Here is a 13,928-nt window from a genome sequence, read left to right as displayed (position 1 = left end):
CATGCAGATCCTCCTCGCTGCGACCGTCGTCGTCCCCCTCCTCGGTGCCCTCGCCGCCCTGCTCCCGGCCCCGCCCGGCCTCAAGGGCAGGAACCCGGACCAGGCCGTGCTCCGCCACGGCGTCACCGTCACGGGCGCCGTGCTCGCGCTGTCCGTCGCCCTGGCCGCGGGCTTCGACCACGACCACCCGGCGCGGATGCAGGCCACCACCGACATCAGCTGGATCCCGGCCCTCGGCATCCGGATCCACCTGGGCGTCGACGGCGTCTCGCTCCCCCTCCTCGTGCTCACCGCGCTGCTGACCTTCCTCAGCGCGCTGTACTCGTACTTCAAAATGCCGGCGGGCCCGTCTCCCAAGGCATTCGTCGCGCTGATCCTCGTGCTCGAAGCCGGCACCCTCGCGAGCTTCGCCGTCCTCGACCTGATGCTGTTCTTCCTGGCGTTCGAGATGGTGCTCATCCCGATGTACTTCCTCATCGCCCGCTGGGGCGGCGAGGGCAGGGAACGCGCCGCGTGGCGGTTCATCCTCTACACCCTGCTCGGCTCGGTCGTGATGCTGCTCGGCCTCCTCCTCATCGGCATCAAGGGCGGCACGTTCGACATGGTGGCACTCGCCACTGACAACGGCTCCGGACTCAGCCACACCACGCAGATCGTCGCCGTTCTGGCCATCGGCATCGGACTGGCCGTCAAGGCCCCGATGTGGCCCTTCCACAGCTGGCTGCCCGACGCCCACACCGCCGCCCCGACCGTCGGCTCGGTCCTCCTCGCGGGCGTCCTGCTGAAGATGGGCACGTACGGCTTCGTCCGCATCGTCCTGCCCATCGCCCCCGGCGGCGCGCACACCTTCGCGCCGTACCTCGCGGCCTTCGCGGTCGTCGGCATCCTCTACGGCTCGCTGGCCTGCCTCGCCCTCGCGCGCCGCGGTGCCAAGGGCGACCTCAAGCGCCTGATCGCCTACTCCTCGGTGGGCCACATGGGCTTCGTCCTCCTGGGCATCGCCACCCTCACCCCCACCGGCGTCAACGGCGCCCTCTTCGCCAACATCGCCCACGGCCTCATCACCGGCCTCCTCTTCTTCCTCGTCGGCGCGATCAAGGACCGCCACGGCACCAGCGACCTCGACGCCCTCTCCGGCGCGACCGGCGCCGCCCTCTACGGCAGGGCGCCGCGCCTCGGCGGCCTCCTCGCCTTCGGTGCCGTCGCCTCGCTCGGGCTGCCCGGACTCGCCGGGTTCTGGGGCGAGATGCTCGCGATGCTCGGCTCCTTCCACCCCGCCGACGGACTCAGCCGCCCCGCCTACCTCGTCTACATGGCGCTCGCCGGCTTCGGCACGCTGCTCACCGCCGCGTACATGCTGGTCGTGGTGCGCCGGGTGTGCATGGGCGGCGACGGCGACGGCAGGCCCGGGGGAGCCCCCGCCCTCACCGACGTCCAGACCTACGAATTCGCCGCCTGGACCCCCCTCGTCGCCCTCACCGTCCTCGCCGGACTCTGGCCCGCGGCCCTCCTCGGCCTCACCGACCCGGCCGTTCAGCAGCTCCTCCGAGGAGGCAACTGATGGTCCCCCTCGCCGGAAGCGTGGTCCAGTCCGTCGACTGGCTCGCCATCGCCCCGCCCACCGTCGCCGCCGTGGCGGCGCTCGTCGTCCTGGTCGCCGACCTCTTCCTGCCCGAGCGGAAGAAGCCCCTCCTCGGCGGGATCGCGATCGGCGGCATCGTCCTCGCCGGGCTCTCCCTGCTGCCGCTCCTCGACGGCGACCGCTCCACCTTCTGCCTCACGTCGGGCACGCGCGCGTGCAGCTACACGGCGGACCACTTCACCCTCGTCGTCCAGTTCCTGGTGCTGGGCGGCGCCCTGCTGACGGCACTGCTGTCCGTCAGCGACCTCGTGGACTTCGAACTCCCCTCGGGCGAGTACTGGTTCCTGCTGCTGTCCTCCGTCGCGGGCGCGGCCCTGCTGCCCGCCTCCCGGGACCTCGCGACCCTCGTCGTCGCCCTCGAAGTGGCGTCCCTGCCCGCCTTCGCCCTCGTCGGCCTGCGCCGCGACGACAGCCGCTCCTCCGAGGCGGCCCTGAAGTTCTTCCTCTCCTCGGTCACCGCCACCGCCGTGATGCTCCTCGGCGTCAGCTTCGTCTACGCCTCCACCGGCACCCTGCACCTGACCCAGGTGGCCGACGCGCTCACCCACGTGGACCCCCGCCTCGACACCCTCGCCAGTGCGGGCGTGGCCCTCACCCTCGTCGGCTTCGCTTTCAAGACCGCGGCCGTCCCCTTCCACTTCTGGGTGCCCGACACCTATGTGGGTGCCCCGCTGCCCATCGCGGCCTACCTCTCCGTCGTCGGCAAGGCGGTCGGCTTCACCGGCCTCATCCTCGTGACGGTCGTCGCCTTCCCGTCCTACGCCGACGTCTGGGGACCCGTCCTCGCCGTCCTCGCCGCGCTCACCATGACCGTCGGCAACGTCGGCGCGCTGCGCCAGCGCCCGGACCGCACCCGCAGCGCCGTACGCCTCCTCGCCTGGTCCTCCGTCGGCCAGGCGGGCTATCTGCTGGTGCCGATCGCGGCCGCCGCGTACACCGACGACCCGGGCCGCGCCATCGGCTCCACCGTCGCCTACGCCCTGATGTACGCGGCCGTGAACCTCGGCGCCTTCGCCGTCGCCGCCCTCGTCGCCCGTACGAACCCGGCGCACCGCGTCACGGACTACCGCGGCCTCTACGCCCGCAGTCCCCTGGCGGCCCTGGCGCTCGGCTTCTTCCTGCTCTGCCTGGCCGGGCTGCCGCCCGGCGTCATCGGGCTGTTCGCCAAGGTCACGGTCTTCTCCGCGGCCGTGGACGCGGGGCTGGGCTGGCTGGCCGTCGTCATGGCCGTCAACGTCGTGATCGCGCTCTACTACTACCTCCAGTGGACGGCGCTGCTGTTCCGCGCGCCGGACGGCGAGGCGGAGCGGGCGGACGGCGAGCGGCCCGCGCGCATCCCGGCGCCGCTGGCCACCGCGACGGCCCTCGCGGCCCTCGTCGGCATCGCCCTGTCCGGCGCCCCGCAGCTCGTCCTGCGCTTCGCCTCGGAAGCGCTGCTGTAGCGCTGCCGCAGGCGCCCGCGCGCTCACCCGTACGGCTCACGCGCCCCTCGCGCGCACAAGGGAACTAGCGGCCTTCGCCTGGCGTTGATCGGGCAGGAAGGTTCCACTGGAGGCTCCACTGCGAAGTGGAAGCGCACCGCAGCAAAGGGTTCCCCTGCCGCACCATTTGGAGGGCGTACCGTGCACCGCCGGCACAACGGGCTCAGGACCGCCGTCCTCCTCGGGGGGCTGTCCGCGCTCATCATCGTCATCGGCAGCCTGTTCGGGCGCATGGGCCTGGTCGTCGCCGTCGTGGTGGCGCTCGGCACCAACGCCTACGCCTATTGGAACAGCGACAAGCTGGCCCTGCGGGCGATGCGCGCCCGGCCGGTCAGCGAGTTCGAGGCGCCGCAGCTCTACCGCATGGTGCGCGAGCTCTCCACGGCCGCCCGCCAGCCGATGCCCCGGCTGTACATCTCCCCGACCGAGGCCCCCAACGCCTTCGCCACCGGCCGCAATCCGCGCAATGCCGCCGTCTGCTGCACCGACGGCATCCTGCGCCTTCTCGACGAGCGCGAGCTGCGCGGCGTCATCGGTCACGAGCTCAGCCACGTCTACAACCGCGACATCCTGATCTCCTCGATCGCGGGCGCGCTCGCCTCGGTGGTGATGTTCCTGGTGAACTTCGCCTGGCTGATCCCCTTCGGCAGATCGGACGACGACGAGGGCCCCGGCATCGTCGGCATGATCATGATCATGCTGCTGGGCCCGATCGCGGCCTCCCTCATCCAGCTTGCCGTCAGCCGCTCCCGGGAGTACGAGGCGGATGCCTCCGGCGCGCGCCTCACCGGCGACCCGCTGGCCCTGGCCTCCGCCCTCCGCAAGCTCGAAGTGGGCACCCAGCGGCTCCCGTTGCCCCCCGAGCCGCGCATCGAGACCGCGAGCCACATGATGATCGCGAACCCCTTCCGCGCGGGCGAGGGGATGTCCAGGCTCTTCTCCACCCACCCTCCGATGGCCGAGCGCATCAGCCGCCTCGAAGGCATGGCGGGCCACCGGTGATGACCGGCCTCTCCGAGGCCGTGCGGCGCCCCTGAGCAGCCTTCAGGCAACCACTCTCAGCCGTGCGAGCGTCCTGCTCGCCAGGAGTCGGGTTCGCGTGGGAGGCTGTTTTTCATGAGGTTCATCCTGAATGTCATCTGGCTGGTCCTCTGCGGCCTCTGGATGGCAATCGGCTATGTGGTCGCGGGTCTGATCTGCTGCGTCCTGATCATCACGATCCCCTTCGGCATCGCCAGCTTCCGCATCGCCGGCTTCGCCCTGTGGCCCTTCGGGCGGACGACGGTCGAGCGCAACGACGCCGGCGCGGGCTCACTGATCGGCAACATCATCTGGTTCGTCTTCGCGGGCTGGTGGCTGGCGCTCGCGCACATCTTCACCGGCATCGCGCTGTGCCTGACGATCATCGGTATCCCGCTGGGCATCGCCAACTTCAAGCTGATCCCGATCTCCCTGATGCCGCTGGGCCGCGAGATCGTCCCGACGGACCGCCCCTTCGCCACCCGCTGAGCCGCACGGCCCGCACACGCCGAGGGCGCGTCCGGGGAGGAGAACTCCCCGAACGCGCCCTCGGTGTACGGCATCCCGCACCACCACGGCCCCGTGGCCGGTGCGGCTAGCGGTAGTTGACGTACTGGATCGCGAAGTCCAGGTCCTTGCCCTTGAGAAGGGCCTGGACCGCCTGGAGGTCGTCGCGGCTCTTGGAGCTGACGCGCAGCTCGTCGCCCTGGACCTGCGCCTTGACGCCCTTCGGGCCCTCATCGCGAATGATCTTGGCGACCTTCTTCGCGTTCTCCTGCGAGATCCCCTCCTCGATCGAGGCGAAGATCTTGTACTCCTTGCCGGAGGCCTGCGGCTCGCCCGCGTCCAGGGACTTCAGCGAGATGCCGCGCTTGACCAGCTTGGTCTCGAAGATGTCGAGGACGGCCTTGACCCGCTCCTCGGCATTCGCGCGCATCTCGATCTTCTCGCCGGACCACGCGATCGAGGCGCCGACGCCCTTGAAGTCGTAGCGCTGCGAGATCTCCTTGGCGGCCTGGTTGAGGGCGTTGTCGACCTCCTGCCGCTCGACCTTCGAGACGATGTCGAAACTGGAGTCGGCCATATTGAGTTGGCTCCTCATACGTAGATCCATCAGGGGGCACGGCCCATGGCCGCTCCGCAAGCCTAGTCACCCGGACCCCGCGCGAGGGGTGATGAATCGAGTGGCGGACCACCCCTGGTCATCGGGTATGGTTTACGTCGTTGCCACGGAGCACCACCGCAAGGCGGAATCCGGGGCGGCAACCCTTGGCGGTGTGCCCGAGTGGCCAAAGGGAGCAGACTGTAAATCTGCCGGCTCAGCCTACCCAGGTTCGAACCCTGGCGCCGCCACATGTGAAGGGCCTTCTCTTTCGAGAGAAGGCCCTTCTGTGTTTTCCGGATGGCGCCGGAACTCAAGAACCCACCCGTGAAATGTGATCTGCCGCACTTTCCCCGGGAGTGGCTCGTCCGGCCCCTCGGCTCAGCCCTCCGCCACGCTCTTCACCGCCTCGTCCACCGGCGTGTCGCCCGCGATCAGCTCCAGCGTCCGCCCCGCCGTGCCGGGTTCGGCCAGCAGCGCCGCCAGGACCGCCGCCACGTCGTCGCGGGAGACCGAGCCCCGCCCCGTCGACCCGGCGAGCGCCACCCGGCCCGTACCGGGCTCGTCCGTGAGGCCGCCCGGCCGCAGGATCGTCCAGTCGAGCCCGGTACGGGCCGTCACGTCCGCGTCGGCCGCGCCCTTCGCGCGGAGGTACGCGGCGAAGACCGGATCGGTGCCCTCAGCGGGCTCGCGGTCGGCACCCATGGAGGAGACCACGACGAAGCGCCGGACCCCGGCCGCCTCCGCCGCGTCGGCGAACAGGGCGGCCGCCGCGCGGTCCACGCTGTCCTTGCGTCCGATGCCGCTCCCCGGGCCCGCGCCGGCCGCGAAGACGGCCGCGTCGGCGGTCTCCAGATGCCGGGCGATGTCCTCGACCGACGCCGACTCCAGGTCGCACACGACCGGTTCGGCACCCGCGGCGAGCAGGTCCCCCGCCTGCTCCGGCCTGCGGATGACGCCCGCGACCTCGTCCCCGCGCGCGGCGAGCAACCGCTCCAGCCGCAGCGCGATCCGACCATGTCCACCAGCGATGACAATGCGCATGATCCGACCGTACGCGGTGCGGCCCGCGCCGCCAGGCGGAAGGGGCGCGAACCGGCCTGACCAGGCGCGCGGGGGCGCGCGACGACCGGTCAGGAGGTCTCGCCGGCGCGCGACGACTGGCGCGGCAGCTCCAGCGCCGACACGGCCGACGAGTCGCAGTACTCCCGCACCGCGCTGGTCCGCGCCACCACGCGCCCCCGGTGCACCACCAGACGGCTGTACGCGAGCGACAGCACGCCCTCGATCCGCCGCCCCCGCACGGCCAGGAGCTCCGCGGGGAAGCCCGCCTCGACCCGGACCGGCGGCAGCCCCATCGCGGCCCGCGCGCCCCCGCTGACGGCCTCGTAGGCCTCCTGCGGGCGCAGCTCGCCGCGCGAGGCCAGCAGGAAGGCGGCCTCCAGGGGGTCGCCGCGCCCGACGGGGTTGGCCGCGTCCCGCAGCGCGCCGCTGCCCGCCGTCACCCGCACCCCGGCGGCCCGCAGCAGCCGCACCGGCGCGCAGCGCGAGACGCGGGCCGCGCGCTGCTCCAGTGCGGCGCAGTCGCCCTGCGGCAGGCACACCACGGTCACCCCGGCGGCCGCGAGCTGCTCGGCGGCCCGCACGGCCTGGTCGTACGGCAGCCGGGCCAGGCCGCCGCAGGGGCCGATCGTGACGCCGGGGCGCAGGCCGCCGGCCATGGCGGCGAGCCGGGCCAGCCGGGCGGGGTCGGCGCCGTCGGTGTGCAGGTCGACGGCGCAGCCGTGCTCGGCGGCGAGGTCCAGGACGGCCTCGGCGTAGCCGGTGGGGTCGGGGTCGAGGTCGGGGCAGCCGCCGACGGCCGCGCCCATCTTCACGGCGTCCCGCAGCATGGCCAGCCCGTCGGCCCCGGCGGCCCCGGTGAGCAGCCGGGGGACCGCGACGGTGGTGAGGTCGGTGAGGCCGCGCAGCGCCCGCCGCGCCTGGAGCACGGCCTCGAGCGAGCGCAGGCCCTGGACGTCGCCGATCCGGACGTGGCTGCGGAGCGCGGTGGCGCCGTGGCCGAGCTGGAGCAGGGCGGCTTCGGTGGCGCGGCGCTGGACGGCCTCGACGGAGCACGGGACGGGGCCGTCGGCGTCCGCGGTGAGCGCGGTGTCGCCGTGGCCGTGGGGTTCGGCCGGGGCGGGCAGCAGCAGATAGCCGCTGAGGTCGACGCGCGGGCCGGGGGCGAGGCTGCCGGAGGTCCCGACGGCTTCGATGCTCCCGCCGCTGAGCCGTACGTCCACGGTGCGGCCGTCGGCGAGCCGGGCGCCGCACAGCACCAGGGCGCTGTCGCCGGGCGCGGCGCCGGGGGACGGGCCGACGGGCGGGGTGTCACCCCCGGGGTTTCTCGGGGGCTGCGGCTGGCTGTCGGGCATCGCGCTCCTCCGGGGTCCGGGGCGTGCATGATCACGCAGCGTGTTCCGAGCCTAGGGCGGGTTCGGAACGGCTTCGAGCAAGCGACGAATAGTCGTACTGGTGTGGTGCGAGAGGGGTGCGGAGAGCCCCTTGGGGTGGCCGCGGGATACGGATTTCACCTTCGGCGGCCAACCGTGTAATGTCTTCCTCGCTCGCCCCAATAGCTCAGTCGGCAGAGCGTCTCCATGGTAAGGAGAAGGTCTACGGTTCGATTCCGTATTGGGGCTCTGGTGTGTGAGGTTCCTCGCCTTCGGGCGAGGATCTCTCTCGCATCAAAGCGGTGTAGCTCAGTCGGTAGAGCAAGCGGCTCATAATCGCTGTGTCACCGGTTCAAGTCCGGTCACCGCTACACGTAGTAGCCGATTGTGGGGTCGGTCCTCCGGTCGGCTACTCTTGTCTGCGTTCATCCGTCCATTCCGTCAAGGAGCACTCACGTGGCTGCCACCGACGTCCGCCCGAAGATCACGCTGGCCTGCGTGGAGTGCAAGGAGCGGAACTACATCACCAAGAAGAACCGGCGTAACGACCCGGACCGTCTTGAGATGAAGAAGCACTGCCCGCGCTGCAAGGCGCACACTGCGCACCGCGAAACGCGCTAAACACAGGCTCGTTCATGAGGCCGTCCCCAGATCTTGGGGGCGGCCTCATGGCGTTATCCACCGCAGTCCACTCAGGAGGTGCCGAGCCCATGGCGCTCGACCAGTCCTTCGTCGGACGGACCTACCCGGCCACCGAGCCCTATGAGGTCGGCCGGGAGAAGATCCGCGAATTCGCCGACGCCATCGGTGACGCCAATCCGGTGTACACCGACCCCGAGGCCGCCAAGGCCCTCGGTCACCCCGACGTGATCGCTCCGCCGACCTTTGTGTTTGCGATCACTTTCCGGGCCGCGGGCCAGGTCGTCCAGGACCCGCAGCTGGGTCTGGACTACGACCGCGTGGTGCACGGCGACCAGAAGTTCGCCTACACCCGCCCGGTCCGCGCGGGCGACCGGCTGACGGTCACCTCCACGATCGAGACGATCAAGTCCATGGCGGGCAACGATGTGGTGACGGTCCGTGGCGAGGTCCACGACGAGACCGGCGAGCACGTCGTGACCGCCCACACGATGCTGGTGGCGCGCGCCACCGAGGAGGCGTGATGGCCGCGAGGATTTCGTACGACGACGTCGAGGTCGGCACCGAGCTGCCCGTGCAGTCCTTCCCGGTGACCCGTGCCACTCTCGTCCGCTACGCGGGCGCCTCCGGCGACTTCAACCCGATCCACTGGAACGAGAAGTTCGCCAAGGAGGTCGGGCTGCCGGACGTCATCGCGCACGGCATGTTCACCATGGCCGAGGCGGCCCGCGTGGTGACGGACTGGACCGGTGACCCGGGCGCCCTCGTGGAGTACGGCGTGCGGTTCACCAAGCCGGTCGTCGTGCCGAACGACGACGAGGGCGCGGTCATCGAGGTCGGCGGCAAGGTCGCGGCCAAGGACGACGAGGCCCGCACGGTCCGCGTCGACCTCCTGGTCAGGAGCGCGGGCCAGAAGGTCCTGGGCATGTCCCGCGCCGTCGTCCGGCTCGCCTGACGGCGAAGCCGGCCGCAGCTGTGAAGTAAGGGGCATCCGCCATGGCGGATGCCCCTTACTTCTTGGTTCCATGGCTTCTTGACTTCATAAGTAATCAATCACTAACTTACGTCCATGGTCAGGATGAGCGCCGATGAGCGCCGCGAGAGCGTCATCCGCGCCGCGATCACCGAGTTCGCGCGCGGCGGCTACAACGGCACCTCCACCGAGGCGATCGCCCGCCGCGTGGGCGTCTCGCAGCCGTATCTCTTCCGGCTCTTCCCCGGCAAGCAGGCGATCTTCCTCGCCGCGGCCGAGCGCTGCCTGGAGCGGACCCGCAAGGGCTTCGAGGAGGTCGCGGAGGACCTCCCGGCCGACGCCACCGCCGAGGACCGTGCGCACGCGATGGCGGCCGCCTACCGGCGGCTGATCTCCGAGGATCCCGACGGCCTGCTGATGCAGATGCAGGTGTATGTCGCGGTCGCGTCGGCCGAGGCCGCCGGTGACCACGCGTTCGGCGATTCCGTCCGGGCCGGCTGGGCGGACCTCTGGGACGCCGTTCATCTGAGCCTCGGGGCCGACCAGGAGGAGACCAGGTCCTTCATGGCGTACGGGATGCTCATCAACACCCTCGTCACGCTCGGCTTCCCCGGTGACCACCGGGTGTGGACCGGCTTCTACGAGTCCGCACGGTCGGCGTGACCTCGTGCCGCCGGGGTGGGCGGCACGGCCGTGGGCGCACAAGTTAGTAAGCGATAACTAATCTTCAGGGGGGAAATCCACCATGCTCCAGCGAACGGCGCGGCGCTCCGGCGTCGTCTGGGCCCTGGTCGTCACCGGTACCGCCGGGTTCATGGCCGCACTCGACAACCTCGTCGTCACCACGGCCCTCCCCGCCATCCGCGAGGACCTCGGGGGAGCGCTCCAGGACCTCGAATGGACGGTCAACGCCTACACCCTCGCGTACGCCGCCCTCCTGATGACCGGCGCCGCACTCGGCGACCGCTTCGGGCGCCGCAGGCTCTTCGCCCTCGGCATCGCGCTCTTCACCGCCGCGTCGGCCGCCGCGGCCCTCGCGCCCGGCATCGACGGACTGATCGCCGCCCGCGCCGCGCAGGGCGTCGGCGCCGCGATCATGACGCCGCTGTCCCTCACCCTCCTCACCACGGCCGTCCCCGCGGAACGGCGCGGCACCGCGTACGGGATCTGGGGCGCGGTCAACGGCCTCGCGGTCGCGGGCGGCCCGCTCATCGGCGGCAGCCTCACCGAACACATCTCCTGGCAGTGGATCTTCTGGCTCAACGTCCCCCTCGGCATCGCCCTCCTGCCGCTCGTCCGGCTGCGCATGACGGAGTCCCGCGCGCCCGGAGCGCGCCTCGACATCCCCGGCACGCTCCTGGCCACCGGCGGCCTCTTCGGCGTCGTCTTCGGCCTGGTCAACGCCGACGCCCACGGCTGGACCAGCGCCCGCGTCCTCACCGGCCTGATCGCCGGGGCGGCGCTCCTGGGCGGCTTCGTGCACCACGGCTTCCACAGCAGCGAGCCGGTCCTGCCGATGCGGCTCTTCGGCAACAGGGCGTTCGCCGCGGTCAACGCGGCCGGGCTGCTGATGTTCCTCGGCATGTTCGGCTCGATCTTCCTGCTCAGCCAGTACCTTCAGGTGGCCTGCGGCTACTCGCCCACCCAGGCGGGCCTGCGGATGCTGCCCTGGACCGGCGCCCCGATGGTCGTCGCGCCCTTCGCCGGCTATCTGTCCGACCGGATCGGCGGCCGCCGGGTCGTCACGGCCGGACTCGCCCTCCAGGCGCTCGGCCTCGCCCTCTTCGCCCTGGTGCTCGCGCCCGGCGTCTCGTACACGGCGCAGCTTCCCGCGCTGATCGTCAGCGGGGTCGGGATGGCGCTGTACTTCGCGCCGGCCGCGAACCTCGTCATGTCCAGCGTCGCCCCCGCGCAACAGGGCATCGCCTCCGGGGCGAACAGCGCCCTGCGCGAGGTGGGCGGAGCGCTGGGCGTCGCGGTCCTCGCCTCCGTCTTCTCCGCGCAGGGCGGGTACGGGTCGGCCGCGAGCTTCGCCGACGGCATCGTGCCCGCGCTGTGGGTCGGGTCGGGGGCGGTCGCCCTGGCGGCGGTGACGACGACGGCGATCCCGCGCCGGCAGCCGGCGCCGGCGGGCTGAAGGCGCTCCCGCCGTGGCTTTCACCGCCCCGGGCCGGTGAAAGCGCAGCGGATACCCTGGGGCCCGTGCAGGAATTCCACGATGCCCCCCTCGCCCCCCTGACCACCTTCCGTCTCGGTGGCCCCGCGACCCGCCTGGTCACCGCCACCACCGACGACGAGGTGGTCACGGCCGTACGCGAAGCCGACGCGACCGGCACCCCGCTGCTGATCATCGGCGGCGGCAGCAACCTGGTCATCTCCGACAAGGGCTTCGAGGGCACCGCCCTGCGCATCGCCACCACCGGCTTCACCCTCACCGGCGCCGACCTCGAACTCGCCGCCGGTGAGAACTGGTCCGACGCCGTGGCCCGCACCGTCGAGGCCGGTCTCGCCGGCATCGAGTGCCTGGCCGGGATCCCCGGCTCCGCCGGTGCCACCCCGATCCAGAACGTCGGCGCGTACGGCCAGGAGGTCTCCGCCACGATCACCGAGGTGGTGGCCTACGACCGCCGGGCCGACGAGGTCGTCACGCTCTCCAACGAGGAGTGCGCGTTCTCGTACCGTCACAGCCGCTTCAAGCAGGACCCCGCCCGGCACGTCGTGCTCCGGGTCCGCTTCCGGCTGGAGGACGCGGGCGGGCTGTCCGCGCCGATCAAGTACGCGGAGACGGCCCGCGCGCTCGGCGTGGAGGCAGGCGACCGGGTACCGGCCGCGACCGCCCGGGAAACGGTCCTGAAGCTGCGCGCGGGCAAGGGCATGGTGCTCGACCCGGAGGACCACGACACCTGGTCCGCGGGCTCCTTCTTCACCAACCCGATCCTCACGGAGGCCGAGCACGCGGCGTTCCTGGAGCGGGTGGCGGAGCGGCTCGGGGCGGACGTCGTCCCGCCGGCCTTCCCGGCGGGGGAGGGCTTCACGAAGACGTCCGCGGCCTGGCTGATCGACAAGGCGGGGTACACGAAGGGGTACGGGGCCGGGGCGGCTCGTATCTCGACGAAGCACACGCTGGCGCTGACGAATCGGGGCGGGGCGACGACGGAGGATCTGCTGGCGCTCGCGCGCGAGGTCCGGGACGGCGTGCGGAGCGCGTTCGGGGTGACCCTGGTCAACGAGCCGGTGACGGTGGGCTGCGAGCTTTAGCCCCCCGGGGCTCCGCCCCGGACCCGTGCCCGGGTGCGGCTCGGTGGGTTTGTTTCCCCAGCCCCGCCCCTTCCCGAAACCGGGGAGACCCCGGACCCCCTGAAGCGGCTGCGCCGCTTGTCCTCAAACGCCGGACGGGCTGAAATCAGCCCGTCCGGCGTTTGAGGACAGCGCGCGAAGCGTGCTTCGGGGTCCGGGGCGGAGCCCCCCACGCGGCGGAGCCGCAAATCGGATGCAGCCGGGAAGGGGCGGGGCTGGGGGAAGCCCCCGGCAGGGCTACGCCGTCAGCCAGCCGTCCACCCCTGCCAGCAACTCATCCCGCACGGACGCCGGCGCCCGCGACGCCCGGATCGACTGGCGGGCCAGATCCGCGAGCTCGGCGTCGGAGAAGCCATGGTGCTCCCGGGCCAGTTCGTACTGCGCGGCCAGCCGCGAGCCGAAGAGCAGGGGGTCGTCCGCGCCCAGGGCTATCGGGACGCCCGCCTCGTAGAGCACCCGCAGCGGCACGTCGGAGGGCTTCTCGTAGACCCCCAGCGCCACGTTCGACGTCGGGCAGACCTCGCAGGCCACCCCGCGCTCGGCGAGCTTGCGGAGCAGGCGGGGGTCCTCCGCGGCGCGGACGCCGTGCCCGACGCGGCCCGCGCGCAGGTCGTCCAGGCAGTCGCGGACGCTGCTGGGGCCCGCGAGCTCGCCGCCGTGCGGGGCGGCGAGGAGGCCGCCTTCCCGGGCGATCTCGAAGGCACGGTCGAAGTCGCGGGCGAGCCCGCGCCGCTCGTCGTTGGAGAGCCCGAAGCCGACGACGCCGCGGTCGGCGTACCGCACGGCGAGCCGGGCCAGCGTGCGCGCGTCCAGCGGGTGCTTCATGCGGTTCGCGGCGACGATGACCCGCATGCCCAGGCCGGTGTCCCGGGACGCGCTGTCGACGGCGTCGAGGATGATCTCCAGCGCGGGGATCAGCCCGCCGAGCCGGGGCGCGTACGAGGTGGGGTCGACCTGGATCTCCAGCCAGCCGGAGCCGTCGCGCACGTCCTCCTCGGCGGCCTCGCGCACCAGTCGCCGGATGTCCTCCGGGGAGCGCAGGCAGGACCGTGCGATGTCGTAGAGCCGCTGGAAGCGGAACCAGCCGCGTTCGTCGGTGGCGCGCAGCTGGGGAGGTTCGCCGCCGCTGAGCGCCTCGGGCAGGTGCACCCCGTACTTGTCGGCCAGCTCCAGCAGGGTCGACGGGCGCATGGACCCGGTGAAGTGCAGGTGCAGGTGGGCCTTCGGCAGCGCACGGACGTCGCGAACGTTCTCCATTGGCAGATCCTGCCGCATGGGCCCGACAACCGGAAGGGACTTTCCCTGAACGGGAACCGGCCGAAAACCTTTGCGGGCCCCC

General features: G+C 71.9%; 14 protein-coding genes and 3 tRNA genes. 13 read left to right on the top strand and 4 right to left on the bottom strand.

All coding sequences use genetic code 11. From position 1 onward, the window contains the following. The first annotated feature begins 1 nt into the window (after position 1). The 4 genes from DXZ73_RS20495 (at position 2) to DXZ73_RS20480 (ending at position 4,632) form a co-directional block, all read left to right on the top strand. Positions 2-1,561, top strand: a complete 1,560-nt coding sequence (locus tag DXZ73_RS20495) for a complex I subunit 4 family protein (protein ID WP_116212499.1) — start codon at positions 2-4, stop codon at positions 1,559-1,561. Next, a complete protein-coding gene (locus DXZ73_RS20490; protein ID WP_116212497.1) occupies positions 1,561-3,084 on the top strand; it encodes an NADH-quinone oxidoreductase subunit N in 1,524 nt (507 codons plus the stop codon). The genes DXZ73_RS20495 and DXZ73_RS20490 overlap by 1 nt, the downstream gene beginning before the upstream one ends. Before the next feature lie 180 nt (positions 3,085-3,264). Further along, positions 3,265-4,125, top strand: coding sequence for a zinc metalloprotease HtpX (gene htpX / locus DXZ73_RS20485; protein ID WP_116212495.1), 861 nt, complete (start codon positions 3,265-3,267; stop codon positions 4,123-4,125). Between the two features lie 114 nt (positions 4,126-4,239). Further along, complete coding sequence (locus tag DXZ73_RS20480; RefSeq protein WP_116212493.1) at positions 4,240-4,632, top strand: YccF domain-containing protein; 393 nt, start codon at positions 4,240-4,242, stop codon at positions 4,630-4,632. A 106-nt stretch (positions 4,633-4,738) separates the two neighbouring features. Here the strand turns inward: DXZ73_RS20480 and DXZ73_RS20475 are convergent, their stop codons facing one another. Beyond that, the gene (locus tag DXZ73_RS20475; protein ID WP_116212491.1) at positions 4,739-5,227 is read right to left on the bottom strand and encodes a YajQ family cyclic di-GMP-binding protein; all 489 of its coding nucleotides are present in this window, start codon (positions 5,225-5,227) and stop codon (positions 4,739-4,741) included. A 187-nt stretch (positions 5,228-5,414) separates the two neighbouring features. Between DXZ73_RS20475 and DXZ73_RS20470 the strand changes: the two genes are divergently transcribed. Next, a tRNA-Tyr gene (locus DXZ73_RS20470) sits at positions 5,415-5,496 on the top strand. A 130-nt stretch (positions 5,497-5,626) separates the two neighbouring features. Here DXZ73_RS20470 and DXZ73_RS20465 read toward each other — a convergent pair. Further along, positions 5,627-6,289: an NAD(P)H-binding protein gene (locus tag DXZ73_RS20465; protein WP_116212489.1), complete on the bottom strand. Its 663-nt coding sequence runs from the start codon at positions 6,287-6,289 to the stop codon at positions 5,627-5,629. Between the two features lie 89 nt (positions 6,290-6,378). Continuing rightward, on the bottom strand, positions 6,379-7,662 hold the full coding sequence (locus DXZ73_RS20460; RefSeq protein WP_116212487.1) for an amidohydrolase family protein: 1,284 nt from the start codon (positions 7,660-7,662) through the stop codon (positions 6,379-6,381). Between the two features lie 194 nt (positions 7,663-7,856). On the opposite strand from DXZ73_RS20460, the gene DXZ73_RS20455 reads away from it, so the two are divergent. The 8 genes from DXZ73_RS20455 (at position 7,857) to DXZ73_RS20420 (ending at position 12,550) form a co-directional block, all read left to right on the top strand. Continuing rightward, positions 7,857-7,929: transfer RNA gene (locus tag DXZ73_RS20455), tRNA-Thr, on the top strand. A 49-nt stretch (positions 7,930-7,978) separates the two neighbouring features. Next, a tRNA-Met gene (locus DXZ73_RS20450) sits at positions 7,979-8,051 on the top strand. An 85-nt stretch (positions 8,052-8,136) separates the two neighbouring features. Further along, positions 8,137-8,301: a 50S ribosomal protein L33 gene (rpmG, locus tag DXZ73_RS20445; protein WP_087927546.1), complete on the top strand. Its 165-nt coding sequence runs from the start codon at positions 8,137-8,139 to the stop codon at positions 8,299-8,301. 89 nt (positions 8,302-8,390) lie between these two features. After that, positions 8,391-8,843 (top strand): MaoC family dehydratase N-terminal domain-containing protein, encoded by a 453-nt coding sequence (locus DXZ73_RS20440; RefSeq protein WP_116212485.1) that lies wholly within the window; start codon positions 8,391-8,393, stop codon positions 8,841-8,843. Continuing rightward, positions 8,843-9,274 (top strand): MaoC family dehydratase, encoded by a 432-nt coding sequence (locus DXZ73_RS20435; RefSeq protein ID WP_116212484.1) that lies wholly within the window; start codon positions 8,843-8,845, stop codon positions 9,272-9,274. Before DXZ73_RS20440 ends, DXZ73_RS20435 begins: the two co-directional genes overlap by 1 nt. Before the next feature lie 114 nt (positions 9,275-9,388). After that, on the top strand, positions 9,389-9,955 hold the full coding sequence (locus DXZ73_RS20430; RefSeq protein WP_205519194.1) for a TetR/AcrR family transcriptional regulator: 567 nt from the start codon (positions 9,389-9,391) through the stop codon (positions 9,953-9,955). Positions 9,956-10,037: 82 nt separating this feature from the next. Beyond that, the gene (locus tag DXZ73_RS20425; protein ID WP_116212482.1) at positions 10,038-11,429 is read left to right on the top strand and encodes a DHA2 family efflux MFS transporter permease subunit; all 1,392 of its coding nucleotides are present in this window, start codon (positions 10,038-10,040) and stop codon (positions 11,427-11,429) included. 65 nt (positions 11,430-11,494) lie between these two features. Next, positions 11,495-12,550 carry a UDP-N-acetylmuramate dehydrogenase gene (locus DXZ73_RS20420; protein ID WP_116215733.1) on the top strand — a complete coding sequence of 352 codons (1,056 nt, stop codon included), beginning with the start codon at positions 11,495-11,497 and terminating at the stop codon, positions 12,548-12,550. A gap of 276 nt (positions 12,551-12,826) precedes the next feature. Here DXZ73_RS20420 and DXZ73_RS20415 read toward each other — a convergent pair whose 3' ends face one another. Next, complete coding sequence (locus tag DXZ73_RS20415; RefSeq protein ID WP_205519193.1) at positions 12,827-13,846, bottom strand: adenosine deaminase; 1,020 nt, start codon at positions 13,844-13,846, stop codon at positions 12,827-12,829. Positions 13,847-13,928 lie beyond the last annotated feature (82 nt).

Source organism: Streptoverticillium olivoreticuli subsp. olivoreticuli, from assembly GCF_003391135.1.
GTDB classification, from domain to species: Bacteria; Actinomycetota; Actinomycetes; order Streptomycetales; family Streptomycetaceae; genus Streptomyces; species Streptomyces blastmyceticus.
Note: the sequence above shows the minus strand (reverse complement) of the source record. Positions and strands in the feature narration are given on the sequence as shown.

Coding starts and splice junctions, on each gene's coding strand:
- DXZ73_RS20495 (WP_116212499.1), top strand. CDS start 2: ATGCAGATCCTCCTCGCTGCGACCGTCGTCGTCCCCCTCCTCGGTGCC.
- DXZ73_RS20490 (WP_116212497.1), top strand. CDS start 1,561: ATGGTCCCCCTCGCCGGAAGCGTGGTCCAGTCCGTCGACTGGCTCGCC.
- DXZ73_RS20480 (WP_116212493.1), top strand. CDS start 4,240: ATGAGGTTCATCCTGAATGTCATCTGGCTGGTCCTCTGCGGCCTCTGG.
- DXZ73_RS20475 (WP_116212491.1), bottom strand. CDS start 5,227: ATGGCCGACTCCAGTTTCGACATCGTCTCGAAGGTCGAGCGGCAGGAG.
- DXZ73_RS20465 (WP_116212489.1), bottom strand. CDS start 6,289: ATGCGCATTGTCATCGCTGGTGGACATGGTCGGATCGCGCTGCGGCTG.
- DXZ73_RS20460 (WP_116212487.1), bottom strand. CDS start 7,662: ATGCCCGACAGCCAGCCGCAGCCCCCGAGAAACCCCGGGGGTGACACC.
- DXZ73_RS20440 (WP_116212485.1), top strand. CDS start 8,391: ATGGCGCTCGACCAGTCCTTCGTCGGACGGACCTACCCGGCCACCGAG.
- DXZ73_RS20435 (WP_116212484.1), top strand. CDS start 8,843: ATGGCCGCGAGGATTTCGTACGACGACGTCGAGGTCGGCACCGAGCTG.
- DXZ73_RS20430 (WP_205519194.1), top strand. CDS start 9,389: ATGGTCAGGATGAGCGCCGATGAGCGCCGCGAGAGCGTCATCCGCGCC.
- DXZ73_RS20425 (WP_116212482.1), top strand. CDS start 10,038: ATGCTCCAGCGAACGGCGCGGCGCTCCGGCGTCGTCTGGGCCCTGGTC.
- DXZ73_RS20415 (WP_205519193.1), bottom strand. CDS start 13,846: ATGGAGAACGTTCGCGACGTCCGTGCGCTGCCGAAGGCCCACCTGCAC.